Genomic DNA, 25,341 nt, shown 5'->3' with positions numbered 1-25,341 from the left:
TTCCTTCTTTTTCCCATATTTAATATAGAAATTAACTGCTAGTAATTCTAAATTGTGTCCGTTAATCTCTGCTATAAGAGAAACTTTTCCTCTTGTTCTCGCTCTTTTTGTCAGTCATAAAGGCTATGTTGGACACTTTTCCTCTGGTTCTCACCCTTTCTGTCCGTCATCATGGCAGTGACGGACACTTTTCCTCTGATTCTCACTCCTTTTGTCCATCTTCAACGCTATAAAGAAAACTCCTCATGTTCTTGCCCTCTCACGGTAAATAGCACTACCCAATCGGGCAGTGCTAAGTACATTTTATTATGTTCTAGTAATTATAATGACACCGCCACAGTGGGACATCGCCTGAAATTCCAACTTGCATTCCTCTTTCAACATAGATTGCAATTCATCAAAAACAAAGTAAAATTCATCTTCGTCCCAGAAATCAATACTGTCATGTCTGCAGGTTTCTAGCTCTTGTCTAGTATCAAAAGCGATGTCCCCAATCAAGATTTTTCCTTTCTCCTCAAGCATTGGCAATAATATTCTAATAAACTGTCTTTTTTCCTCGTCGGTTAAATGATGCAATGCATATGTACTGACAATGTAATCATACTTCTTTGCCTTAATATCTTCAGGCAGTCCGTTTGTAATATCCCATTCGATCAAGTTGGCCTTCGGCATCTTGGGTTGAGCGAGTGCAATCATCCGTGATGAAAAATCTATTCCATCGATCTGATGTCCATGGTCATACAGCTTGGATGTCAAAACTCCTGTACCAAAACCGATATCTAAAACCCTCGCATTTTCTTTCCCCATCACTTTTTTAAAAATGGCATTTAAAATAGCCCTATACCCGGCGAATGGGTAGACTCCACTTTCCTCGCTTACCTGCACGGTCTTATCATAGCCATTCGCCCATAAATCAAAGCCCTGTTTGCTTAACATGGACTTTCCTCCTCTGTTCTCATCTGACGCTATCCAATCTTTGATAATAGTCAAATACATCCTTTTCGAATACAGCTACCGGCTTCCCTGTCAACTGTTCCAGCGCAACATAGAAATCCTCTGTTTCTTTTGTTTTATACATCAATTCATTCACCACATTTATCCCATATTCTTGGATCAGGTAATTCACAGTATAATAACTTTGCAAATAGGGTTCTGAGATGCCAGCATGACGAACTTCATGAAAATCATCGTCCCAGCTGATTTCCTCAAGGGGCTGTGTTTCGTATGGAATTAAACCGATGTCAACTTCTGTTTTGTCGTTTGCAACATACTCAGCTATCCCTTCCAGGAACCAGGTCGGAAAAAGTCCACCATAGGTTTCCGCTTCAGTTATTTTAATGAAAGTGGCGTAATGTGCATACTCGTGCAAAATCGATTTTTGAAAAAAATACAGTGGTGTTTCATGCCCCTGTAAAATCCCTTCAACATATTCTGTGTCAGCATTTACAACAAGGACCTTCTCAAACTGAGAATAATAACCTGAGACATCATCAATTTTAGAAATCTGTACAATATCTTCTTTTTTCATAAAAATCATATCGATAGGAACGTTTTCATATCTGTCAAAAAGTTCCCCTGATTTCTCTTCAGCCAATTTCAGCGTTTCGATTGTCAAGGGAATCAGTTCTTTGTTCTCTTCCTGATAGTAAATGGAAACATGTTTATACTGCTTGTTCATACCTGCAGCTTTATACTCTTTTTCCAATTCACTGTCAAAGTTCTGGTTGACAAATGATTTGGCAATCACGTAAAAGCTTGAATTTTCACCTGTTCGCTCATTAAATTCATCTTGAAAGGATTTCGCCATTCCGACCCATCTGCTTAAATAAAAACCAAAGATGATTGCAGGGATGATCAGCCATAACCATCTTTTAGCTCCCTTCACTCCTTGCCTCTATTCACTTGCTCTTCAAGCAAAGAGATTATCTTATCATTCTGCTCGATCATTTTCTCATTTTGTTGTCTCAGCTTCGTAAAATCAAACATAAATGCAAATAACATGATGGTAATGATGATTGTCATTTCCTCACTCCTCCACAGTAAGCCAGTTGATCGCATCGTTTAGATCCTCTGCAATATAGTCAGGCTGCACCTCAGCCCAGCGTCCTTTGTACTCCTTGTTACGGTAATTTTCGAAAGCCTGGTTGCCGCTGCCAGTTTTCACCAGGATTTTCATGCAACCTGCTTCATCAGAAGCGAGTAGATCTGTCCATCGATCACCGATGACGACACAATTTCTTAAATCCAGCCCGTTTTCTTCCGCTGCCCTTTTCAACATACCAATACCAGGTTTCCTGCATTCGCAGCCTTCACCATGACGATGAGGACAAAGGTAAACCCTATCAAAACCAAATGCCTTCAATTCACTGTCAAAGCTTTCAGCAGAAGCTTCTTCGTCAGCCACTCCCGGCTGGTTCGTGAACGAACAGACTAAGATCCCGCGCTTTTTCAATTGCTTAATAGATTCTTCAACACCCGGAAACAATGTAAATTCTCCCGGAAAAGTGACGAAATCACTTCCACCCAGAGTACCTTCCCGGTCGATAAAAACTGCCTAAGACTTTTAGTTTTTCACTAAAAAAATCTCTCCCAATGTATACTTACGACTATCATAACATTCCATAATTTAGTTTAATATCCATTTATTATAAAAAAGTTCGCCGCTGTCCACTTTTTCATGAATATATGCAAATCAAAACCACCAGTGTGAACTGGTGGTTTGCTCTGCGGCTGAAAGCCTCTCTTACCGGCCTTGGCCTTAAAGGCCCGCTGAAAGGGTTTCCCTTCTGCACCACATTCACTCACCAATTCTAAAGAATTTCTTTATTTATTCTTATTTTTTTGTCCTGTGAAAGGATCAAACTCTTCGAACAATGTTAACTGGTCAGCTTGATAGTCTTCCACGAGCTGATTTCGAATGTATTCTTGTATTTGCTTTTTGTTTCTGCCTACTGTATCAACATAGAAGCCTCGGCACCAAAATTTCCGGTTTCCATACCGGTATTTTAAATTGGCATGTCGATCGAAAATCATGAGGCTGCTCTTTCCTTTCAAGTAACCCATGAATTGAGACACACTCAATTTCGGCGGGATACTAACTAACATATGAATGTGGTCCGGACAGGCATTAGCTTCATGGATCACAACACCTTTTCGTTCACATAAATCTCTGATAATTTGGCCTATACTCTTTTTATATTTTCCATAAATGATTTGTCTTCTGTATTTTGGGGCAAATACTATGTGATACTTACAATTCCATGTTGTATGTGCTAAACTGTTCATGTCCTTCATAGGGCATACCTCCTTCTACGGTGAGATGAAGTGGTCGGGAAACCAACTTTATCCTACCATGAAGTGAGGTTTTTTTATTACTACCACGCTATAAGCTCTCTGGAACCCCCGGCATAGCCAGGGGTTTTCTAACACAGTAACAAATAAAAAAATCCCCTCGCAACATGCGAGTGGATTTCAATAAATTATTGCCGGTCATCCATGCAATTCATTATGCAGCTTTTTGTACTGCATATACATAGCAATCCGCCATGGTACAATCATTCCGAATGCCAGGATCCAGAACATGCCGCTCAGTTCGCCAACATCTATGGTACTGCTGAGAACGAGCTTGGCTATTACGCGGACTATCAATAGACCGATTAATATGAAAACAAAAGCCTTGGACCTTTTAAGAAAAATTTCCCGGCCGCGCACTTCAAATTGCGAAGTTTTAATCAGCAGGATCGAGAATAACATTCCTACTGTAAGTGCCTCAAGAATCTGTAAAAAATGCACCCGGAACATCGGGAAGATAAACATGAGGGCACCGGTACTCATGAAAATTGGCGGCAAAATGATTTTCTTGGCTGATGCTGGTTTTTTTGCTGCCTTCATCCTCATGACTGTCACGAAGATTGCCATTCCAACTGCGCCAACTGTAGATGCCAGAACATAATTCATCTATATTTCATCCCTTATTTTTAGATTACCCTATTATTATAATGAAAAATAGCCATTTAAGATACACTTAAATGGCTATTATTTATCTTAGAACTCTTGATACTGAGTCGACTACTTGGGAATCATCAAACGGCTTGACAATAAAATCCTTAGCTCCCGCTTCGATTGCATCCACCACCATCTTCTGCTGGCCCATCGCTGAGCACATGATGATTTTTGCATCCTTGAAATCCTTTTTGATTTCTTTTACTGCATCCAGGCCGCTCATTTCAGGCATTGTTATATCCATTGTCACTAGATCGGGCTTAAGCTCGCGATATAGAATGACTGCCTCACGTCCGTTTTCAGCTTCTCCTACTATTTCGTGATTTGCTTTCCTCAGAATATTGGTTAAGGTGATCCTCATAAATTTTGCGTCGTCAACTATCAAAATTCTGGCCATTATATCCTCCCCGACAATCACAACAAGTATATTTTATCTGTAAAAATTCCCCTTAATTACTATATAACTATAAATAGTCATTATTTTCAATGTAAAGACACCGACAAAATTCTCATATACAAAAACGGAGGATTATCTCATCTTTAAAATCCTGTGAAATCGCCAAATAACATGGAAAGAACTGAAATCAATTTTGTCATCCAGTCAAAGAATAGCATGACTCCCACCAGAATCATGATATAACCGCCGATTTTCACTATTTTTATATTATGCTTGCGGATCCACTGCATTCTTCCGATAAAGAAAGAAAGAATGAAGAATGGAATCGCGAATCCGAGAGTGTAAGCGATCATATAAAGCATGCCTGAGCCTGGGTTGGAGCTTGCAAGCAGGATGACAGATGCAAGAATGGGGCCAGTACATGGTGTCCAGCCAGCAGCAAATGCCATTCCAATCAAAGATGATCCAAAATAACCAGATGGCCGGTTCTTAAACTCAAATTTACGATCTTTCATCAAGAACTCAGGTTTAAAGAATCCAATCACCATCAATCCGAAGGCCACAATGAAAATTGCCCCAAGCTGACGTATAAGGTCCTGGTACTGGATGAAAAATTGCCCTACAAAAGAGGTCCCGAAGCCGATTGCAATGAAAATGACCGAGAAGCCAAGCAGGAAAAACAAGGTGTGGAGCAAACTCCTTTTTTGCAGCATTGCGTTTTCACTTTTCAATTCCCCTACCGACATACCTGTAATATAGGATAAGAAAGCGGGGTAGAGCGGTAAACAGCATGGAGAAATAAAGCTTAGGAAGCCGGCGCCCATAGCGATAAAAATATTAACATCTGACATCATTCCATCTCCAGTCCATATTCGATAGTCCCATTCTAACAAATTATTTTCACTATTATCATAGTTCAACTGTGAACAATTTATTAATTCTATAAAAATGATGTTTAACTTTAAAAAAACTGGGTAATTAACTTTAGTGTCTTATTTTTACAGGAAAATATTTTACAAATGTTTCTTTTGAAATTTGCCAGTATATGCTATATACTAATATAGCACTTGTAATAATTTCTATATTTATAACGATTTTACATAATATACTGTTGAAACACATAACAGAGAGGATTTTCACATTGTCTAAAGAGCAACTGATCACCCTTATAGAAAAGAAGCGAGAAGAGCTGATTGAAATTGCATTGAAGAACGGCTTGAGTTCCACTATTGCCATTCATTACAGCCAGGAACTCGATGAATTGTTGAACGAATATAATCGCGTCTATATTAAAAAAATTGCAGCTCATTAAAAAACAGCTAAACGCAGCAAGCGTTGTAGCTGTTTTATTTTTTATTATCCCACAACATCCTCTAACCGTTCAACTGAACCATTCTGAAGCAGATACATCTTATGATAAAGTCCCTGTTGGGATATCAATTCCAGATGTGTCCCTCGCTCTACGATTTCCCCATGATGAAGGACAATGATCTGGTCTGCATCCTGGATCGTTGAAAGCCTGTGTGCGATGGCAATTGTTGTTCTGCCTTTTCGCATTTTTGCAAGTGCCGTTTGGATGGCTTCTTCCGTTTCGGTATCTATGTTTGCCGTCGCTTCATCGAGAATAAGGACTTTTGGATTCGCGGCGATTGTCCTCGCGAATGCGATCAGCTGCCTTTGTCCGCTGGAAAAAGTCGATCCCCTCTCCGTCACCTTGTGTGTATAGCCATTTTCAAGCTTGTTGATAAAAGTGTCAGCCTGGACGAATTCAGCCGCCTGCTTGATATCCTCATCACTCAAATCCCGATTATGCAATCTGATGTTATCCCCGATTGTGCCGTAGAACAAGAATGGATCCTGCAGCACAAGTCCCATTTTATTCCGCAGCTCATTCACCGGGTAATTCTTGATGGAATGACCATCGATCAAAATCTCACCGCGTTCAAATTCATAGAAACGCATCAGCAGATTGATGATCGAACTTTTTCCGCTGCCGGTATGGCCGACAAATGCAATGGTCTCACCAGGTTTTACGGCAAAACTTATATTTTTTAATACATCCCGCTTGCCATCATAAGAAAAGCTGACATCCTTAAATTCAATTTTGCCATCATTAATTTTGTCCTTTTCCGTTCCATACTGTGCCGGAGCCAGCTCATCTTCATCCAGCAGCTTGAACACACGTGAAGCAGCAACAATTGCCTGCTGATACATGGAAAGCCGCATCATCATGTTGTTCACCGGTTCGAAAAAACGATCCAGATAATTGATAAATGCGTAAAGCACTCCAATTTCAATCGGGCTGTCAAAGGAAGTGATCCCGAAAAAGCTGAGCACGATGATCAACGCAAGAATATACACCAGGTCAACCGCCGGTCGCAATAGCAGTCCATCCGCCTTGATGTTTCTCATCCCCGCATCGAAATGCTTGTCATTGATATCACCAAACTCCCTTTTCAGCCTTTCTTCCTGGCGAAACATCTGGATGATGGACATCCCCTGGAGTGATTCGCTAAGCTTGGCATTCAATTGGCTGAGCCGTTCACGCATATCCTGGTAAAACTTCGAGCTCAACTTCCTGTATAAGCTCATAATGAACACAATGAACGGTAGAATAAGCATCGTAAACAAGGCCAGTTTAACGTTCAGGATGAACATCGCAACAAAAATTCCGAACAACAAAATCCCGCTCTGGATAAAGGTAGCTATGACACTGACAAACATATCCTTGATCGCCTCAGTATCATTCGTGACCCTGGAAACAAGCGATCCTGCAGGAGTTTTATCAAAATACTTCAACCCCAACTGCTGAACCTTCGTAAAGACATCAACCCTCATCTGCTGAATGATTTTAAGCGCGATTTCCTGGAATTTTAAAAGCTGAAAATAGGAAACAAGCACATTGAGTACCTGGATGCCGATATACGCTGAACCAAGCAGTAATAAAGGTTGGAACGGCAAATACCCTTCCCTCAAGTAATCATCGATAAAAATCTTCACTAAAATCGGTCCAAGTACATCCCCAATCGTCGCGAGCAGCAGGAATCCAAATGCGACAGAAATCATTTTTATATGCGGCTTAGCATAAGCAAGAAGCCTGAACAGCACCGATCGCTGTTCTTTTGCGTTTAATACAGGCGTTTTGTCCATGGTCACCCTCCCTGCTCAACAAGTTCTTCAAGCTGCTGTCTCAAATACATGTCCTTGTACCAGCCATCTTCCTCCATTAACTGGTCATGCGTACCACGTTCAGCTATTCGGCCATCTTCAAGGACGATGATCAAGTCCGCATGATGGATCGCACTTAAACGATGAGCAGTGATAATCGTGGTTTTATCTTTCCGATTTTCTTTTAGTGCTGAGAGAATCTGTTCCTCGGTCTTAGCATCGACAGCTGACAGTGAATCATCGAGTACCAGGATTTCAGGATTCATGACAAGAGCACGCGCTATGGAGATCCTTTGCTTCTGGCCTCCTGACAGAGAAACGCCTCGCTCCCCGACAACTGTCTGGTAGCCATCAGTAAATTCAAGAATGTCCTCATGGATGTTCGCCACTCTGGCCGAATTATGGATGACATCCTTCTCGGCAAATGGATTCGCAAAAGCGATGTTTTCTTCGACTGTAGCTGAAAAAAGGAAGTGATCCTGCGGGACATAACCGATTGCCTGCCTCAGCCTGTCAATCTTATAATCCTCGATGTTCCTGCCGCCAATGGAGATGCTTTCATCCAAAAGATCGAATTCCCTGATCAGCAGCTTCAGTAGGGTAGTTTTGCCTGCTCCCGTTTTTCCAACAATTCCGAGAGTCTGTCCTTTTCCAAGCCCAAATTTGACCTTTTTCAAAATCGGGTCCGTGTCACCTGGATAAACAAATGTTTCAATATTATATTGAATATCTCCCTCTGGTACTATGTCCAGTGCCTCGGCTTTGTCCTGAATATCAATCTGTTCATCAAGCAATGCAGAGACACGGTCATACGACGCCCTACCACGCTCGACAATATTAAAAAACCAGCCGAATGCCAGCATCGGCCAAACCAACAATCCGAGATAGGATGTGAAGGAAACCAGCTGCCCGATCGTCAACTCTCCATTTAGGACATATCTTGATCCAAACGCAATGGACAGGAAAAAGGAAATCCCGACTATGATGGAGATCGTTGGGTCAAATAGAGCGTCTACTTTTGCAACGGAGATGTTCTTGTTCACGACATCCTCTGACTGCTTTCTAAAATCCTCGATATCTTCACTTTCCTGGCCAAACGTTTTAATTACTTTTATGCCAGTAATGCTTTCCTGGGTCTTGTCATTCAAATCCGAAAAAGCTTCCTGTGCCTTATGGAATCTTTTATGAAGCATAGTTCCGTACCAGCTTGTCAGCATGGCCATGAACGGCATTGGAATCAAAGCGATCAAGGTAAGCTTCCAGCTGATGGTCGCTGCCATGGCAATAATGACAAACCCGCCTGTCGAAACCGAGTCCACGAAGGTTAGAACCCCGGCACCTGCTGTCTGCTGGATTGCCGACAAGTCGTTTGTTGCATGTGCCATCAAGTCCCCTGTCCTTCTTTTTTGGTAAAAGGATTGCGACATGCTGGTGAAATGCGCATACAAACGGTTTCTCAACAATCGGGACAGTTTTACCGCAGAACCGAAAATCATGATCCTCCAGTAATAACGGAGCGAATACATCGCCAGACCGGAACCAGCCAGCACGACAATCCATTTACCCAGCTTTCCAGCCGTAAGAGTCCCATTCGTAATTTCATCTACGATAATCCCGATTACCCGCGGAGGCACCAGCTGGAGCATCGCTACGAACAGCAAAAGGAAAATCCCTGTTAGATAAGCTTTTTTCTCTGACTTAAAGTACCACAACAAATCCTTGAATACGCTCATATGTATATCCCCCATACGCCTCAAATGCTTAAATAGTTTAACAAATATTTGTAAAATGGGGAAGATTTTTTCTTTTGTGAAAATCAGCTTTTTGGTATTCTTATCCTAAAAAGCGAACATTATCTATTTATTCGATTAAGAAAATACGGTTTTAATAGTTGAAGATTACAAAAAGGATGTTATAATGACTATAAATTAATTTATTCACTCATATAATCGCGGGGATATGGCCTGCAAGTTTCTACCGGATTACCGTAAATGATCTGACTATGAGTGAGCAATGCAGAGGCGGATTTCTGACCTCTTTTTGTCTTAAGTTGCTTTCAAAAGCCCAAAGACCATTGCTTCACTCAGTTATGACGTGAATGCATGGACTTTGGGCTTTTTTTATCGGCTCGGATAAAAGAGGAGGATTAACATGGAACAGCTTATTGAAAAAATCAAAAACGATGGCAGTGTCCTTTCTTCATCCATTCTTAAAGTTGACTCTTTCCTGAATCACCAGATTGACCCACAGCTTATGAATGAAATTGGATCAGAATTTGCAAAAAGATTTGCTGGATCAGGGGTTACGAAAATTGTAACCATCGAATCATCTGGTATAGCACCAGCTGTCATGGCAGGGCTTCACTTAAAAGTACCAGTGATTTTTGCAAGGAAAAGAAAATCTCTTACTCTTGTAAATGACCTGATTACAGCTTCTGTTTACTCCTTTACCAAAAAAGAGAGCAATGACATTGCAGTGTCCAGCAAATTTCTTTCTGAACAAGATAAGGTATTAATTATTGATGATTTTCTCGCAAATGGACAAGCCGCATTGGGGCTGGCAGAAATAGTGAACAAAGCCAAAGCCTCGATTGCAGGTATTGGAATCGTGATTGAAAAAGGATTTCAGGATGGCGGACGTTTGTTGCAGGAAAAAGGCTACCGGGTAGAATCACTGGCAGTCATTCAATCTCTTGAAAACGGCATAGTAGAAATTGAAAATACAGAAGAAGGAAAGGCGGAACTAACACGATGAGACAGAATCCATTTAAAATTGCTTCATTAGGAATCCAGCATGTATTGGCCATGTACGCAGGTGCTGTAATTGTACCGTTGATTGTCGGGGGCGCCCTCGGACTTTCGGGAGAACAACTAACTTATTTGGTTTCAATTGATATCTTTATGTGCGGTATCGCTACGCTTCTGCAGGTTTGGCGGAATAAGTTTTTTGGAATCGGCCTCCCTGTCATGCTGGGCTGTACTTTTACAGCAGTAGGACCGATGATCGCCATTGGCGGACAGTACGGTATCTCTGCCATCTATGGTTCGATACTAATTTCAGGTATTTTTGTCGTTGCTATTTCAAAGTTCTTTGGGAAGCTAGTCCGGTTTTTCCCACCTGTGGTTACCGGTTCTGTTGTGACCATCATCGGAATCACCCTGATTCCAGTTGCAATGAATAATATGGCTGGCGGCCAGGGAAGTCCTGACTTTGGGTCCCTGTCGAATATCGGCCTTGCCTTTGGAACATTGCTTTTCATTATCCTTCTATTCCGTTTTTCCAAAGGTTTTATCCGTGCTATCGCCATTCTGCTCGGACTTGTGGCAGGAACGATTGTTGCTTATTTTATGGGACTTGTTGATTTTTCAGCTGTTAAGGAAGCTTCCTGGTTCCACATGCCAGCACCGTTTTACTTCGGCCTACCGACTTTCGAGGTATCAGCCATTCTGACGATGATCCTGGTTGCAGTGGTAAGTTTAGTGGAATCCACAGGAGTCTACTTTGCACTCGGAGATATCTGTGATGAAAAGCTTGAGGAAAAAGATCTGGAGAATGGTTATCGTGCAGAAGGGCTCGCGATCATTCTTGGTGCTCTCTTTAACGCGTTTCCCTATACAACTTATTCGCAAAATGTCGGCCTTCTACAAATGTCCGGGGTTAAGTCAAAAAATGTCATTTACACAGCAGGGTTCTTCCTGGTCCTCCTCGGATTGATGCCTAAAATCGGCGCATTGACCACGATCATCCCAACTCCAGTGCTTGGCGGAGCAATGGTAGCGATGTTCGGCATGGTCGTTGCCTACGGAATTAAAATGCTCAGCAAGGTCGAGTTCTCCTCACAGGAAAACCTATTAATCATTGCCTGTTCAGTTGGAATGGGCCTCGGAGTCACAGCAGTACCAGAGTTATTTTCACAGATGCCATCCAGCATCCGTATCTTGACAGACAACGGAATCGTCGCCGGAAGCCTGACAGCGATTGCCTTGAATCTAGTTTTTAATGTGTTTAAAGAAAACAAAAAAGTTCAACAAACCACATTTGCCGGACAAAAAGCTTCATAGGTTTATAGAAATGTAGAAAAGAGGTGCCCGCTTGTTGGCGCCTCTTTTCATTGTGAAAAATATAGGTGACATGATTTTCCCTACATTGGACTTTTCGGGCGTAATCGGCTTTATTGGTGACTTCTTTTTCCTAATACTAGAGTTATTGGGGACCATTAAGCTCTATTGGTTACACCGTTTTCCAAATACTGGATTTTCAGGGTCCCAATAAGCTCTATTGGTTACATCAGTATCCAAATACTGGATTTTTAGGGTCCCAGTAAGCTCTATTGGTTACACCATTTTCCTGAATATGGATATTCAGAGCCCCAATAAGCTCTATTGATTACATCATTATCCAAATAATGGATTGCAAGGGTCTCAATAAGCTCTATTGATTACATCATTATCCAAATACTGGATTTTCAGGGTCCCAATATGCTCTATTGGTTACACTTTTATCCAAATACTGGTTTTTCAAGTTCCCAATAAGCTCTTTTGATTACAGCGTTATCCAAATACTGGATTTTTAGGGCACCAATAAGCTCTATTGGTCACATCATTTCCCTAATACTGGAGTTTCAGGTATCCAATCGACTTCATTGGCGACCTCTTCTTCCTTATACTGGATTGCAAGGGCACCAATCAAGCTAATTAATTACCTTTTTCAGATTCTAACAGACTAGTTTTCCTTCTATTGTAACGCCTGACTCAAATCCTCCAGTAAGTCCTCTACATCTTCAATCCCGACTGATATGCGGATCAGACCGTCGGTAATTCCCAATTCTGCTCTTCTCTCTGCTGGAATAGAAGCGTGGGTCATTTTTGCCGGAACGGAAATCAAGCTTTCGACTGCCCCAAGACTTTCAGCAAGTGTGAAATATTTTAGTTTTCTAAGTACCTCTGCTGCTTTTTCAGCGCTCCCTACATCAAAGCTGACCATCCCGCCGAATCCGCCTGCCTGTTCTTTGGCGATTGTATGCTGGGGATGCGATTCGAGGCCTGGATAATAGACTTTTTCCACATTCTTATGATCAGATAGAAACTCGACGATTTTCTTCGTGTTCGCTTCATGCGCTTCCATTCGCAAGCCCAAGGTCTTTATTCCCCTGACTAATAGCCAGGAATCTTGAGGGCCTAATATCCCTCCGGTCGAGTTTTGGACAAAATGAAGATCTTCAGCAAGCTGTTCATCATTAACGACAACCAGACCAGCTACCACATCACTATGGCCGCCAAGATATTTAGTGGCCGAATGAAGGACGATATCTGCACCAGTATTTAACGGCGTTTGCCAGTATGGAGTGCTAAAGGTGTTGTCAACTATTGTCAACAGTCCATGTTCTTTTGCCAATCCGGCACTTGCCTTTATGTCTGTAACCTTCAAAAGCGGATTTGTTGGCGTCTCGATATATAAGGCTTTTGTGTTTGGCTGGATCGCCGACTTTATTGCATCGAGATCTGTTGTATCTACAAATGTTGACTCTATGCCAATCCGGTTAAGCACTTTATTCATGACCCGATAGGTTCCGCCATACACGTCATCTGTCAGGACAATATGGTCTCCTGAATTAAATAGCATCATAACGGCTGTAATCGCAGCCATTCCTGACCCAAAAGCAAATCCTCGCTTCCCGTCTTCCAGGTCCTTGATCAGTTCTTCCAGGGCAAACCTCGTCGGGTTCCCTGTCCTTGAATATTCATAACCGCTATGGACCCCGACATCTTCCTGTTTGTAAGTACTTACCTGGTATATTGGAAAGGAGACAGCACCAGTTGTTTTGTCACCTGGAATACCACCGTGAATCAATTTTGTTTTGCGTTTCATTTATATTCCCCCCTCGTATATTTTTTTGCTCAAATAACGCTCACTTCCATCAGGAAAGATCGTTACGATTTTTGTGCCTGGAGGGGCTTTCAGTGCTTCCAGTAATGCTGCATGAAGAGCTGCGCCAGATGAACTCGCAGCAAGTATTCCTTCATTAGCCGCAAGTTCTTTCACACGATCAAATGCATCCTGATCTGAGACAGTATGAATCTCATCAAAATAAGAAGTGTCCATATAAGACGGAAGAAATTCCATCCCTATGCCTTCTGTTTTATGGGAGCCAGCTGCGCCCCCGTTTAGAATCGAGCCTTCTGGTTCAACAATGACCGTCTTTACTCTTGGGTCCTTCTCTTTTAAAAACCTTGCAGTACCCATGAAAGTACCTCCCGTGCCAGCACCAGCTACGAAAATATCAATCTCCCCTTCCAAGTCATCCCAAATTTCCGGTCCTAACGTTTTATAGTAGGTTTCCGGGTTGGCTGGATTGGAGAATTGTGACGGCGAATAGGAATTTGGGATTTCTGAAAGCAATTGGTCTGCTTTTCGGATGGCTCCCTCCATTCCCTCCGAAGTCGGCGTATGGATGATTTTCGCACCGAGTGCCTTCATGATTGCCTGCTTTTCAAGGCTGAATTTTTCCGGGACGACAAAGATTACATTAATGCCTTTGTTGATCGCCGCTAATGCGAGCCCAATCCCGGTATTTCCTGCAGTCGGCTCAATCAATGTGCCACCGGATGCCAATTTCCCGGTACGGAATGCCTCGTCGAGTAAATCGATTCCCAGGCGGTCTTTAATACTGCCGCCCGGGTTCAGATATTCCAGCTTTGCAAAAAGACGTACTTCGGCAGGCAGATGGAACTGGGTAAGTTCGATCATAGGTGTATGCCCAACCAATTCATGGATACTGCGGTAAACCGTCATTGTATTTAACACTCCCTATTCAGCAAAAACCTGGCGCCATTCATCTTTCTTTTCCAGCATTTTCGCAGCAATTTCTTTAGCACCCTCTAAGCTGTGGCTTGCAGCCCAGCCGCACTGGATTTCGTTGCATGCTGGCACCTCATCTGCCTCAAGTACATCATTCAGTGTTTTTTCCAGTACATTGAGGATATTGTCGTAATCATCATGATTGATCACAGAAAGGTAGAATCCAGTCTGGCAACCCATAGGACTGATGTCTACAACTGTATCATGATGGTTGCGGATATTTTCAGCCATTAAATGTTCCAGCGAGTGAAGACCTGGCATTTCCATATGTTCCTTGTTCGGCTGGCAGAAGCGGATGTCATACTTATGAATGACATCCCCATTCGCACCCTGAGTTGTCCCAGCTAGCCTGACATATGGGGCAGCAACTTTTGTGTGATCAAGATTAAAACTTTCCACATTCATTTTCTTAACCATTATTCTTCAACTCCTCTAACATTAGTAAGATTAGTTCTGCGGAATTTTTAGCGGCCGTTTCAAGGAATTGATCGAATGAGACATTCGAGTCTTTCCCTGCAATGTCTGATAAAGACCTGATGATGACAAATGGCACTTGAAATTGATGGGCAACCTGAGCGATTGCTGCTGCCTCCATTTCCGCAGCATACAACTCAGGCATCTTGCTTCTGATGAACTCAACCCTTTCAGGATCGTTCATAAATGAATCACCAGATGCAATCAAGCCCTTCACAACCTGAATGTCATTGATTTTTTCAGCGCTCTTTTCAGCGACACTTACCAGGTTGTCATCCGGTGAAAAATAAGCCGGCATCCTTGGTACCTGGCCATATTCATACCCAAAGATTGTCACATCTACGTCATGGTGTCTTACCTCAGTTGAGATGACGACATCACCGACATTCAGCTCCTTATGGAAACCGCCGGCCGACCCTGTGTTGATGATGACATCAGGATGGAACTTTTCAATCAACAAGGCTGTTCCCATTGCCGCATTTACTTTCCCAATTCCCGACTTTAGCAGTACAACTTCCTGGTTATCAATCTTGCCATTGTAAAATTCACTTCCGGCAAGATTAATCTCTTCGATGTCTTCCATTTTACTGCGAAGCAAATCCACTTCTTCATCCATTGCACCGATAATTCCAATTCTCATTGCTGCAACTCTCCAATACTGTCTTTAATTTTTGTTTACCTTAACAGCCTCCATCAGCCAAACATAGGGATTCATCTTTTCAAAACGAACCTCAAAACCGTTTTTTTGAAAAAGATGTTTCAGTACTTCAAGAGTTGTATAGTACTCACGCTGAAGGTCTTCAAGGAGATTATTGAAACCCTGCTCTTTTACGATGCGATGCCTTTCCTCGCGATCCTTTTCATCCAAAAAGGCGGTATCAGCAAATACAATCTTTCCTTCAGCCTCTAACAATCCACTATATAATTTGATTGCGGAATCCTTTTCTTCATCTGTTAAATGATGAAAAGCATAGGTGCTGACGATGGAATCAACTTTTTGGGGTAATTCAGGGAAATGAATAAAATCTCCATCATACAAGTCCATATCCAAAAATCTTGCTTTCGTTTTCTCCCTCATCACTTTGGAAGGTTCTACACCGTAGACCACTCTTCCCAGAGAAATCAGCTTTTCTGTCAGGTTACCTGTTCCGACTCCAAACTCCAGTACTGTCCCTGTTGACTTAGATGCTACTGCATGTAATATTCTATCATAATCTTCGAATACTTCTTTATACTCAGCATCATGTCCTGATACGGTTTCGTCATAAAATTCAGCCCAATCATCGAACAACGGGATAAATTCTCTCCCCATTTTACCTCACCCGCTTTTAATTATTATAATTCCTATCAGTATAGTATGAATTAAAATATTATAAGACACATACTAGCACAGAAAAAATTTGAAATCAATTTTTTCTCGTCATTTTACGCTCAGCAAACAAGAAAACAACCCGGCAATAGTGTATACTTAATTCATATTAAGAACTTTCAGGGGGAAAATATGGGGAAGAGAGTATTGGTTGCAGAGGATGAGCAGAGGATTTGCCAACTGCTAAAGATGTACCTAGAGAGGGAGTCTTTTGAGGTTGAGGTTGCAAACAATGGTGTAACAGCACTGGAGAAAGCAATCCAAGGGTCCTTTGATATCATCATTCTTGACATTTTAATGCCTGGAAAAGATGGTTTCACAGTCTTGGAAGAAATCAGAAAAACCAAAGCCACGCCCGTGATCATGCTTTCTGCTAAAGGGGAAGCAAATGACCTTAAACGAGGGGAAGAATTAGGGGCCAGCGATTATATTTTAAAGCCCTTCAGCCCAAAGGATGTAGTGTCAAAAATAAAGGATTTAGTATAAACAAAAGGCATTGTGCAGTTACAATGCCTTTTTAGCTTATAAAAACTGACAGTTCCGAATCTCCTGCAATTCTCCATAAAATTCTATTTTGTCGTTATCGATGACGATACCATCACCATCGTTACAAAGGTATATTCCTTCATCATTGAGGGCGGAATAATCCAATAGCTTTTCGTGACGAGCTTCCAGCCGGCCCCCATGTGGCATGAATTCAAATCCTACCAGTCCCAAACCATTCAGACAATCTAACTCCACTTCATTTTCATCCAGAAATGCCGCTATTTTAATGGAATGTGACATGATCATGCTTCCTGCACTGACACCGATTAACAGCTTACCCTCGAGTGCCATCTTACTTATCAGTTTAAGCATATTCCGTTCCTGAAGGTTTTTCAAAAAGGAGAATGTATTTCCGCCAGACAAAAAAATCCCGTCACAACCTTTGAATTCCTCCAGCTTACTTTCATCGAACTCCTGATCGACATCGAAATATAAGAAGTCCGAAACACCCAGCTTCTCCAGCTCCCGCTTCCCTTTTTCAAAATACATTCTTTCCTTATCGGTTCCCGACGGGACATAGGCAAGCTTAAAAGGACTTTGAGACATTAATTCCCCGATTCTGCTCACCAGAGCTGGATTATTATTACTGACCTCACTCAGCAGTACTAATTTTTTCATCAAATCAAACTTTCAAGAATTTTTACCAGTTATGTTCAACATTCATCTCATTAAGTCCTTTAAAAAGCTGAAAAAAGAGCCTGGAAATCCAGACTCCTCATTTTTTATTCGACCAAATCACAAATGGTATCAACACAAGCGATAGTACCCCGCCTGCCAGAGATAAGAACGCAAAGCTCGAATTAGCCACGACCATGCCCGATAGCATCCCGCCAGACGCTCCTGACAACGCGACCATAACATCAATCGTTCCTTGCATTTTTGCCCGGTTTGTTGGATTTGTTGCATCGACTAGCAATGCTGTACCGCTGATCAAACCGAAGTTCCAGCCCAGCCCAAGTAAGATGAGAGCCAAAGTAATCCAGAGCATGGACTCACCCGGGGCAACTGCAGCCATAACGCCTGAAGCGAGCAATGTAACTCCTGAAGCAACCGCCATTGCCGCGCGTCCGATTTTATCCACAAGCACACCTGTCAGTAAAGATGGAAGATACATGGCTCCAATATGGAAACCGATGACCATCCCCACTGCACTCAAACCATGGCCATGACTCCCCATATGAACTGGTGTCATGGTCATGATCGCAACCATCACCATTTGGGTCAACACCATGATCAGAGCAGCCACGGCAATACCCCGTTTATCCGTTGCTTCTTCTTCCTCGATAAACTCCCGTCTGGCGACTCTTGCATTCCGTTCTGCCAACGCTATTTCCCTTGCAACGACAAACGGGTCAGGACGAAGGAAAAATAACAGGATCAGACCTGCAACAATATAAGCTGCAGCAGCCAAAATAAAAGGTCCGGATAAAGCCGGAACTCCTACCGATAGTGCGAAGTTCCCCATAACATCTACAAGGTTCGGACCGGCCACAGCACCAAACGTTGTTGAGACCATTGCAATACTGACAGCTGTCGCACGCTGTTTAGCACTGGCTAAATCGGTACCTGCATAACGAGCCTGCAAATTGGTCGCACTACCTGCACCATAAACCAACAGAGCTGCAAACAGCAGATATATATTATTGGTAACAGCAGCAATAATGACTCCAATTGCACCGATTCCACCCGTCAAAAATCCGGAAGCCAGGCCGGCGCGCCGTCCATACCGCTGGGAAAGCCTTCCGACTACGAGGGCTGCCCCAGCCGATCCTAAGGTAAAAAGAGCGGTCGGAAGCCCGGCCACAGTATCAGTGCCAAGCATATCCTTTGCCAGCAACGCTCCTACCGTGATTCCAGCAGCGAGACCTGCACCCCCAAAAATCTGTGAAAGGACAACGATGATTAATGTCCTCTTATATAAAGCTTTCTGCTTTTCGGGAGATTCCACGTAAGCTTGCAGCCACTCCGGCTGACTCTCCGCCGCCGCTGCTTCATCATATTGTTTTGACATTTTTTCAGCTCTCTCTTTCTCTTCATAGATAAATCAATTATACCACAAAGGGTATATTTCGGAGTGCAAATGAATCAATAATTTTCAAGCTCAGCCAACAAAGACTGTTGTAAGACGTCGACATCCACCACTGCAGAGTCTATGTCCGCAGGAAAATTCGAGGGCTTGATTCCATCAGCCTTCATCCCTGGTATCCATTTTTCAAGCAAATCCTCCAGCTCAATCCTTTTTGGGGTGCAAGCTTCCCATTCGTCCTTTACAAAGGCTTCAGCGAATTTTTCATTAGGGAATAATGGCAGCAATAACCTTTCCATCTCATCCTTAGCGGTTGCCCATCCATCATGGTATAGGCCCCAAACCTCTTCATAATCTGCGGCTTTTTTGATAAAGTACTCGTATCTAATCTTAGCAGGCTGCCGTATTACAGCCTCAAATTCTTTTTGGTTCATAACCGTTCGTTTCTCCTATCTATGCCCGTCTTTTCTCGCCTGAATATATCCATAATAGGCGCAAGTCCCGTTCTGACTAAGATCCTTCACCTCGAAACCGCATTTTTCATAAAAAGTGAAGTTGTTCGCTGAAGTATGGGCAAACCAGTCTCCGTGAGGCAATTTTTGAAGACATAACTGCACTAGCTTCTTTCCGATACCCTTTCCTCTGTACTCCGATAGTACAGCCAGATCCATAATATTTGCAGCCATAATTTGATCTGAAATGACTCTGACCATACCAACCATTTCATTATGGTCCCATACCGTGAAAGCCCAGGTAGAATTTCTAAATATCAATGTAAACTTCTCCTTTTGCCATTCAGGAGTATTCCTTGACCATCCAGCGTCTTGGAATAACTTCTCTACCTGACCTGCAGGAACCCCATTTGTACCTTCGCGGATCACCAATCCGTTAAAATACTGATACATACTTTTTCCCCTTTTTTATGTTTGTCAGGGAACTATATTCTTTATCAGCCACAAGATGTCCTGCCATAGTTTCACATTTACTTTTGCCGGTTAAATTCATCTGCAATGACAAAATCTAATTAAAGGAGGTGCTTTATATATGGTCAGAATCCATAATCCTATTAATGCTGATAAAAACAAGCGAGGCACAGACGGACAATTACATGGCGGAACATTAGAAACGGCAGATGAGTTTTTTGACTCGATTTTTCAGCAAGGAGCAAAAAAGAAGGCCGGAGACAAACAAAAATAACGCCGATTTTGGCGTTATTTTTATTGATTAGTTGAATCAGCCAATTCAAGATCCCCTCTATCCTTTTAAAAGGCCATTAAGAGAGTTTCTTAGACATTTCACCTTCTGTGCCACTTCAAATTGTCCATTAAATCCGGTTTCTTAGACATTTCCACTCCTAATCCACTCCGAAATGTCCATTAAATCCAGTTTCTTAGACATTTCAGTTCCTAAGCTACTCCAAAATGTCCATTAAATTCGGTTTCTTAGACATTTCAGCTTCTTAACCACTTCAAAATGTCCATTAAATTCGGTTTCTTAGACATTTCAGCTCCTTACCCACTTCAAAATGTCCAATAAAACTCCACTAATAAGAAAAGCACCCATCCATATGATGAGTGCTTGTCCTTCTTTATTATTTTCCTGTCTGCTTGTTCATTGCTGACATCATTTGATTGATTTTCTTCTGGGATGGTTTCATACCCATTTGCATCATCATCATTTTAAGCATTTGTTCGTTGATTGGCGGATTTTTCTTTAAGTAGCTCTCCATGTATTTACGAGCAATGAAAAATCCTAGCGCTACACCGACAACTAATGCCAGTATACCAACTAGAATTATTGTCCACATAAAACTTCCTCCTTCATGTTGTCTAACATACAGTGTACTAAACCAACAGCTATTATACAATATCTGTGTATTTTTTTCTCTATCAAAAACACTCTTTAATGAACTTTTTCGTCATTTTCTATAAAAAAGCTACCTCTAAAATGTACAGGTGAAAATATCACACGTATTTCCGCTCTTTGATCGGCTTCAGCCATCCATATTTGTTTGATTCAAGGTCGATCGCAAGGAATGATGATTCACATTTGCGGAGGATTTCAAAGAAGACTGTTTCAGTATCGACTTGACCATCGGAATCCAACTCGAGCCACCTTTCATGGACCCTAAGTATGGCTAAACTATTGTTTGTTTTGTTTTCATATACATATGTTCCGTTCTCGACATAAAACCCTTGTGTTTTGGAAAGCTGCTGATGCAGAAGCTGATGGATTCGAAGGGCAGGAATGGACCTGGTCACGAAGTCTACTTGTTTTGATATGATGGATTTCAAATAACCTTTTGCTTGACTATATTCTAGAAATAATTGATAAAACATCCGTTCTCTTCCGAAATAATGGGAGGCAAATTCATCTTCTATTAGATATAGCTGGTAGGATCTCACCTGATCCCCTCCTCTGCAGACAAGCTTTTGTCTTTATTATAGAAAAACCATCGGTCTGCGTTTGTCTAAATATGCCGAAAATATCCACTAATCTTGTCGAATTCAAAACTTTCTTACATTTTATTATAAATTTTTTCTCTTCTATTGTCACCACTTTCACAGCAATGCCAATTTTGGAGTGAATGATACCTTTTTTTGGAGCGAGAACCCTTGCATAAGGGTGTTTTTCGACTTAAATGGTACCCTTATTGGCGCAAGAACCCTTCCATAAGGGTACCTCTTGCCTTAAATGGTACCCTTATAGGAACGAGAACCCTTCCATAAGGGTATCTCTTGCCTTGAATGGTACCCTTATTGGCGCAAGAACTCTTGCATAAGGATATCTCTTGCCTTGAATGGTACCCTATTGGCACAAGAACCCTTGCATAAGGGTATCTCTTGCCTTGAATGGTACCCTTATTGGCACGAGAACTCTTGCATAAGGGTATCTCTTGCCTTGAATGGTACCCTTATTGGCGCAAGTACCCTAGCTTAAGGGTATCTCTTGCCTTGAATGGTACCCTTATTGGCGCAAGTACCCTTGCTTAAGGGTATCTTTTATCGAAAAAGAGGAATAGTGGGTCCTATTTAGGGGAATATATCAATGTTACTTTGAAATAGAAAGGATGACTATACATGGCTACTGTACTTTATATTACTGCTAATCCGAAAGCCGTTGAAGAATCATTCAGTTTAACGGTTGGTGAGGAATTCATCAAGGCTTACCGCGAGAACAATCCTGCAGATGAAGTCGTTAGACTCGATCTTTATAAAATGGACGTTCCGTTTATCGATACAGATGTTTTCAGCGGCTGGGGCAAGTTACAGAAAGGTTCTGCTTTCGAACAGCTCAGTGACGATGAGAAGCAAAAAGTTAGTGCAATCAATACCCTTACTGACCAATTCGTTGCAGGAGACAAATATATCTTTGTAACTCCGTTCTGGAACTTCAGCTTCCCTCCGAAAATGAAGGCTTACATTGATAATATTGCGATTGCCGGAAAAACTTTTAAATATACAGCAGAGGGACCGGTGGGCTTGCTTGGCGGAAAGAAAGCTCTCCATATCCAGGCGCGCGGCGGAGTCTATTCTGAGGGCCCGGCTAAAGAAATGGAGTTTGGTGACCGTTACCTGCGTACCGTCCTGGCATTCATGGGTATAGAAGATGCAGAAACACTTGCGATTGAAGGAATGGCAGCTATGCCTGAGAAAGCAGAGGAAATCAAGCAACAAGCCATCCAGCGTGCAAACGAACTGGCAAAACAATTTTAGACAAACAAAAAAGCCTGTTTTCAGGCTTTTTTTACTGAATTATTTAACTCCGTCCAATGGAATGTCCTTACGGTGGTCAAAGCTGTAAATGGTTCCTTCGCTAATTTGCTGTTCTACTGCCTTTTCCTGCTGGGCAGCCTGATCCACTAAAGCACCCTCCAACGGAATATCTTTCCCATACTCAAACATACGATACACCTCCTGTATCATATTATGGGTATTTATTACTAATATATTTACCTTTTTGTTTCTTTTTCCCGCAAATTTTCTCCATCTAGCAAAAAAAAACACCCATTAGATGGGTGTTAAGTTTTAAATGTGTCTCGATAAATCTGAATATAAATCTAAATCTAGTTTCAAATCCATCTGGTACTTTTGCTATTTGCAATAATCTTACAAAGGTGATTAAGTTATGCGAATAAACATTGGAAGTTCATGTACCTGTTGATAGTCATATGATAACCGGAGATGAAAGCTGTCACAAAGGGAGTTTCTCTACTTTCATTCGTATGAACGAAAAGCAAACATTCCGGTCTTTTCAATATTGGAACAGTCAATTGGAACAGTCAATTGGAACACTCAACCAGAAAAATTAAAATGCTCGTTTAGTTGAATCTTCATTTAAACTCCCAGGACTGTTGACCGAAATGGTTTCCATATGCCTGGCAACTTTTGTGCTATAGGTGAAATCTCCATAGCAATATGGATAGCGGAAATTATTCTTGTCCCCTCCACAATTATAGGTTTGCGGATTTTTCTCAACCTGGATCATCGAAAACTTCTTTGCGAGTTCCTCGCTGTGCTTGTTGCCATTTTGAGCAACAAAATCGATGTAGCCGATTCCCATATTATATGCCTGGATAACCGTTGGAAAATCGACTTGCATCTTTTTGCCATAATCCATAACCCGGTGAAAATACTTAACACCCTGCTGTATGCTTTGTTGGGGATCCTTGATCGAATTTGGCGCTAATCCCATGGATTCAGAAGCTTGCATGGGATCACCACCCTTTCCTTTGCTTTCCTGCATCATTAGTGCGGCAACAGTAACAGTATGTTCCTCGAGGCCGACCTTTTGCAATTCCTCCGCAATCAACGGAGTATATTTAGCAACCTCACCAATAGAACTGGTCACCCCGACATTCATCTTCTTTAGGTTATAAATATCTAAATCAAGGAACCTATCAAATAGGAAGAAACCTATAAAGGCAAGAAACAATAAAATTGCCAGATTGAAGTTCCTTTGGACTTGATTTTTCTTTTTAGGTTTCTTTTTGGTGTACTTCATTCGTTCTCTCCCAAATGATTTTCTATTTCTATTTTATTAGAAATCATCTGAAGTTAAAAGGGAGCAGCCATCATTTTTAGCAGCTCCCTGAATCCTTATTCTTCATAAATCATTTTACGAGTCATTCCTCCATCAATGACGAGGTCCTGCCCATTTATAAAATCATTATCCTTGTCAGCCAAATATAAGCACGCTCTTGCAATATCTTCCGGTTTCCCGACACGATTGGACCAATGCTGAAGATGGTCCTTCTCACGCAAATCTTCATAATCTACTGTCTGGATCCACCCGGGGCTTATTGAGTTGACTGTAATCCCTTTCTCTTGAAGCGAAGCGGCAAGTGCATGTGTCAAGGCAACGATTCCGCCTTTAGAGGAAGCATATGCTTCTGAATTTGGTTCAGACATAGTTGCCCTCGTTGATGCGATATTTATGATTCGTGCACCTTCATTCATCCTTCTGGCCGCTTCACGTGAGCCGATAAACACACTCCTGAGATTGGTAAATACAACATCCTCCCATTCTTCAGTAGTAAGCTCGAACAACGGCTTGAACCGCGACACTCCGGCATTATTTATCAATACATCTATCTGCCCGAAGTCACTCAACACACTGTCCACAAGATTGACAATGTCCTTTTCTTTTCTGACATCTGTTTGATAAAATCTTGCTTTTCCGCCGATTTCTTTAAGATCGGATATTAATTCTTTTCCCCTGGATTCATCTATGTCTGCGATACATACATTTGCATGTTCTTGCGCAAATGCTCTTGCAATCCCTTTGCCGATTCCATTAGCACCGCCCGTTATAATTACAGTCTTTCCTTTAAACCCACTCGACATAAACAATTCCCCCTCCTAATTTACCAAAGTTGATATATATAGTGATTCCACTTTGCGTAACCATTCAATCTCTTTATGTAAATAAAATAAGCCAGACTGCATATGCAGTCCAGCCGGGGATTATTTACTTTCTGTTGATACTTGCCACTCGATGCCAAACTTATCGGTCACCTGGCCGTAAGCGGGACTCCAGAAGGTTTCCTGAAGGGGCATTGTTACCTTTCCATCCACCTGCAATTTATTAAAGATTTCTTTTGCTTCAGCAGCATCATCCACCAGAAGCGCGATTGTTACCTGGGAACCAAGCTGGTATGGGTGGCCAGGGAATGTATCTGATAGCATGAGGCCAGCACCGCCAATTTTCAACTGGGCATTCAACACCCGGTTCTTCGCTTCTTCAGGAAGAGGATGATCAGGGTTTGCAGGCATATCACCGAATGTTTGCAGACTGATCACTTCTGCTCCCAATGCTTCCTGATAAAATTTCACTGCTTCCTGGCCATTCCCGTTTGTTACTATGTAGGGGACAATTCCTGTTACCATAACAGCACTCCTTCCATTTTTCAGAACATCAGTTCGTTAACATTTTAACATTTACTGTCTCTTTTTTCAAATTCTATATAAAAGAAGGTTATTTCCCCAAGGAATATAGTTT

31 protein-coding genes and 1 riboswitch are annotated in these 25,341 nt (G+C 41.9%); of the genes, 6 read left to right on the top strand and 25 right to left on the bottom strand.

The features are described from left to right. Positions 1-306: 306 nt before the first annotated feature. The 8 genes from QNH36_RS10140 to QNH36_RS10105 all read right to left on the bottom strand — a co-directional run bounded on the left by QNH36_RS10140 (position 307) and on the right by QNH36_RS10105 (position 5,250). Complete coding sequence (locus tag QNH36_RS10140) at positions 307-936, bottom strand: class I SAM-dependent methyltransferase (protein ID WP_251541772.1); 630 nt, start codon at positions 934-936, stop codon at positions 307-309. A 19-nt stretch (positions 937-955) separates the two neighbouring features. Beyond that, positions 956-1,885: a gluzincin family metallopeptidase gene (locus QNH36_RS10135; protein WP_283905116.1), complete on the bottom strand. Its 930-nt coding sequence runs from the start codon at positions 1,883-1,885 to the stop codon at positions 956-958. After that, positions 1,882-2,022, bottom strand: coding sequence for a hypothetical protein (locus QNH36_RS10130; protein WP_251541774.1), 141 nt, complete (start codon positions 2,020-2,022; stop codon positions 1,882-1,884). Before QNH36_RS10130 ends, QNH36_RS10135 begins: the two co-directional genes overlap by 4 nt. Positions 2,023-2,026: 4 nt before the next feature. After that, the gene (locus QNH36_RS10125; protein WP_283905389.1) at positions 2,027-2,545 is read right to left on the bottom strand and encodes an HAD-IIIA family hydrolase; all 519 of its coding nucleotides are present in this window, start codon (positions 2,543-2,545) and stop codon (positions 2,027-2,029) included. 278 nt (positions 2,546-2,823) lie between these two features. Further along, positions 2,824-3,294 carry an IS200/IS605 family transposase gene (tnpA, locus tag QNH36_RS10120; protein WP_144481521.1) on the bottom strand — a complete coding sequence of 157 codons (471 nt, stop codon included), beginning with the start codon at positions 3,292-3,294 and terminating at the stop codon, positions 2,824-2,826. 195 nt (positions 3,295-3,489) lie between these two features. Next, complete coding sequence (locus QNH36_RS10115) at positions 3,490-3,957, bottom strand: CcdC family protein (RefSeq protein WP_251541775.1); 468 nt, start codon at positions 3,955-3,957, stop codon at positions 3,490-3,492. 82 nt (positions 3,958-4,039) lie between these two features. Then, positions 4,040-4,399 carry a response regulator gene (locus QNH36_RS10110; protein ID WP_283905115.1) on the bottom strand — a complete coding sequence of 120 codons (360 nt, stop codon included), beginning with the start codon at positions 4,397-4,399 and terminating at the stop codon, positions 4,040-4,042. Positions 4,400-4,542: 143 nt separating this feature from the next. Further along, entirely contained in the window at positions 4,543-5,250 is a 708-nt protein-coding gene (locus QNH36_RS10105) for a cytochrome c biogenesis CcdA family protein (RefSeq protein WP_251542327.1), read from the bottom strand. A 290-nt stretch (positions 5,251-5,540) separates the two neighbouring features. On the opposite strand from QNH36_RS10105, the gene QNH36_RS10100 reads away from it, so the two are divergent. Next, on the top strand, positions 5,541-5,711 hold the full coding sequence (locus QNH36_RS10100) for an aspartyl-phosphate phosphatase Spo0E family protein (RefSeq protein WP_283905114.1): 171 nt from the start codon (positions 5,541-5,543) through the stop codon (positions 5,709-5,711). A 44-nt stretch (positions 5,712-5,755) separates the two neighbouring features. Here the strand turns inward: QNH36_RS10100 and QNH36_RS10095 are convergent, their stop codons facing one another. Both QNH36_RS10095 and QNH36_RS10090 read right to left on the bottom strand, forming a co-directional pair. After that, entirely contained in the window at positions 5,756-7,549 is a 1,794-nt protein-coding gene (locus QNH36_RS10095) for an ABC transporter ATP-binding protein (RefSeq protein WP_283905113.1), read from the bottom strand. 2 nt (positions 7,550-7,551) lie between these two features. Next, positions 7,552-9,300 carry an ABC transporter transmembrane domain-containing protein gene (locus tag QNH36_RS10090; RefSeq protein WP_283905112.1) on the bottom strand — a complete coding sequence of 583 codons (1,749 nt, stop codon included), beginning with the start codon at positions 9,298-9,300 and terminating at the stop codon, positions 7,552-7,554. Positions 9,301-9,488: 188 nt separating this feature from the next. Continuing rightward, a riboswitch (purine riboswitch) is annotated at positions 9,489-9,590 on the top strand. 128 nt (positions 9,591-9,718) lie between these two features. Here QNH36_RS10090 and QNH36_RS10085 point away from each other — a divergent pair. After that, a complete protein-coding gene (locus tag QNH36_RS10085; RefSeq protein WP_251541779.1) occupies positions 9,719-10,321 on the top strand; it encodes a xanthine phosphoribosyltransferase in 603 nt (200 codons plus the stop codon). Further along, positions 10,318-11,628, top strand: a complete 1,311-nt coding sequence (locus QNH36_RS10080; RefSeq protein WP_283905111.1) for a nucleobase:cation symporter-2 family protein — start codon at positions 10,318-10,320, stop codon at positions 11,626-11,628. Before QNH36_RS10085 ends, QNH36_RS10080 begins: the two co-directional genes overlap by 4 nt. A 673-nt stretch (positions 11,629-12,301) precedes the next feature. Here QNH36_RS10080 and QNH36_RS10075 read toward each other — a convergent pair. The 5 genes from QNH36_RS10075 to QNH36_RS10055 are packed head-to-tail and all read right to left on the bottom strand — an operon-like array spanning position 12,302 to position 16,211. Then, positions 12,302-13,435 (bottom strand): bifunctional cystathionine gamma-lyase/homocysteine desulfhydrase, encoded by a 1,134-nt coding sequence (locus QNH36_RS10075; protein ID WP_144475968.1) that lies wholly within the window; start codon positions 13,433-13,435, stop codon positions 12,302-12,304. Continuing rightward, entirely contained in the window at positions 13,436-14,359 is a 924-nt protein-coding gene (locus tag QNH36_RS10070) for a PLP-dependent cysteine synthase family protein (protein WP_144475969.1), read from the bottom strand. Between the two features lie 15 nt (positions 14,360-14,374). Next, entirely contained in the window at positions 14,375-14,842 is a 468-nt protein-coding gene (locus tag QNH36_RS10065; RefSeq protein WP_144475970.1) for an S-ribosylhomocysteine lyase, read from the bottom strand. Next, positions 14,835-15,539: a 5'-methylthioadenosine/S-adenosylhomocysteine nucleosidase gene (gene mtnN / locus QNH36_RS10060; RefSeq protein WP_144475971.1), complete on the bottom strand. Its 705-nt coding sequence runs from the start codon at positions 15,537-15,539 to the stop codon at positions 14,835-14,837. Before mtnN ends, QNH36_RS10065 begins: the two co-directional genes overlap by 8 nt. Before the next feature lie 24 nt (positions 15,540-15,563). Further along, complete coding sequence (locus QNH36_RS10055) at positions 15,564-16,211, bottom strand: class I SAM-dependent DNA methyltransferase (protein WP_144475972.1); 648 nt, start codon at positions 16,209-16,211, stop codon at positions 15,564-15,566. Positions 16,212-16,400: 189 nt separating this feature from the next. Here QNH36_RS10055 and QNH36_RS10050 point away from each other — a divergent pair, with 189 nt between their 5' ends. Beyond that, complete coding sequence (locus QNH36_RS10050) at positions 16,401-16,754, top strand: response regulator transcription factor (RefSeq protein WP_144475973.1); 354 nt, start codon at positions 16,401-16,403, stop codon at positions 16,752-16,754. A 36-nt stretch (positions 16,755-16,790) separates the two neighbouring features. Here the strand turns inward: QNH36_RS10050 and QNH36_RS10045 are convergent, their stop codons facing one another. From QNH36_RS10045 to QNH36_RS10030, 4 genes are all read right to left on the bottom strand, one after another. Beyond that, positions 16,791-17,432 carry a Type 1 glutamine amidotransferase-like domain-containing protein gene (locus QNH36_RS10045; RefSeq protein WP_144475974.1) on the bottom strand — a complete coding sequence of 214 codons (642 nt, stop codon included), beginning with the start codon at positions 17,430-17,432 and terminating at the stop codon, positions 16,791-16,793. 97 nt (positions 17,433-17,529) lie between these two features. After that, entirely contained in the window at positions 17,530-18,825 is a 1,296-nt protein-coding gene (locus tag QNH36_RS10040) for an MFS transporter (RefSeq protein WP_283905110.1), read from the bottom strand. Between the two features lie 74 nt (positions 18,826-18,899). After that, positions 18,900-19,274, bottom strand: coding sequence for a DUF2750 domain-containing protein (locus QNH36_RS10035; RefSeq protein WP_144475976.1), 375 nt, complete (start codon positions 19,272-19,274; stop codon positions 18,900-18,902). Positions 19,275-19,289: 15 nt separating this feature from the next. Then, on the bottom strand, positions 19,290-19,745 hold the full coding sequence (locus QNH36_RS10030; RefSeq protein WP_144475977.1) for a GNAT family N-acetyltransferase: 456 nt from the start codon (positions 19,743-19,745) through the stop codon (positions 19,290-19,292). A gap of 139 nt (positions 19,746-19,884) precedes the next feature. Here QNH36_RS10030 and QNH36_RS10025 point away from each other — a divergent pair, with 139 nt between their 5' ends. Next, a complete protein-coding gene (locus QNH36_RS10025) occupies positions 19,885-20,037 on the top strand; it encodes a hypothetical protein (protein ID WP_186326732.1) in 153 nt (50 codons plus the stop codon). A 394-nt stretch (positions 20,038-20,431) separates the two neighbouring features. Here the strand turns inward: QNH36_RS10025 and QNH36_RS10020 are convergent, their stop codons facing one another. Beyond that, positions 20,432-20,647 (bottom strand): YneF family protein, encoded by a 216-nt coding sequence (locus QNH36_RS10020; protein ID WP_079508605.1) that lies wholly within the window; start codon positions 20,645-20,647, stop codon positions 20,432-20,434. A gap of 157 nt (positions 20,648-20,804) precedes the next feature. Next, positions 20,805-21,245, bottom strand: coding sequence for a sporulation inhibitor of replication protein SirA (gene sirA, locus QNH36_RS10015; protein WP_144475978.1), 441 nt, complete (start codon positions 21,243-21,245; stop codon positions 20,805-20,807). A 675-nt stretch (positions 21,246-21,920) separates the two neighbouring features. On the opposite strand from sirA, the gene QNH36_RS10010 reads away from it, so the two are divergent. Next, the gene (locus QNH36_RS10010) at positions 21,921-22,556 is read left to right on the top strand and encodes an FMN-dependent NADH-azoreductase (RefSeq protein ID WP_144475979.1); all 636 of its coding nucleotides are present in this window, start codon (positions 21,921-21,923) and stop codon (positions 22,554-22,556) included. Positions 22,557-22,595: 39 nt separating this feature from the next. Here the strand turns inward: QNH36_RS10010 and QNH36_RS10005 are convergent, their stop codons facing one another. From QNH36_RS10005 to QNH36_RS09990, 4 genes are all read right to left on the bottom strand, one after another. Continuing rightward, positions 22,596-22,745 carry a hypothetical protein gene (locus QNH36_RS10005; protein ID WP_186326733.1) on the bottom strand — a complete coding sequence of 50 codons (150 nt, stop codon included), beginning with the start codon at positions 22,743-22,745 and terminating at the stop codon, positions 22,596-22,598. Positions 22,746-23,148: 403 nt separating this feature from the next. Then, positions 23,149-23,844, bottom strand: coding sequence for a lysozyme family protein (locus QNH36_RS10000; protein WP_144475980.1), 696 nt, complete (start codon positions 23,842-23,844; stop codon positions 23,149-23,151). Positions 23,845-23,939: 95 nt separating this feature from the next. Continuing rightward, positions 23,940-24,686, bottom strand: a complete 747-nt coding sequence (locus tag QNH36_RS09995; RefSeq protein WP_144475981.1) for an SDR family NAD(P)-dependent oxidoreductase — start codon at positions 24,684-24,686, stop codon at positions 23,940-23,942. A 120-nt stretch (positions 24,687-24,806) separates the two neighbouring features. After that, positions 24,807-25,229, bottom strand: coding sequence for a VOC family protein (locus tag QNH36_RS09990; RefSeq protein WP_144475982.1), 423 nt, complete (start codon positions 25,227-25,229; stop codon positions 24,807-24,809). Positions 25,230-25,341 lie beyond the last annotated feature (112 nt).

Origin of the sequence: Mesobacillus sp. AQ2 (assembly GCF_030122805.1) — a bacterium.
Classification (GTDB): domain Bacteria; phylum Bacillota; class Bacilli; order Bacillales; family Cytobacillaceae; genus Mesobacillus; species Mesobacillus oceanisediminis_A.
The sequence above is the reverse complement of the archived record's forward strand: the minus strand, read 5'-3'. Positions and strand labels throughout refer to the sequence as shown.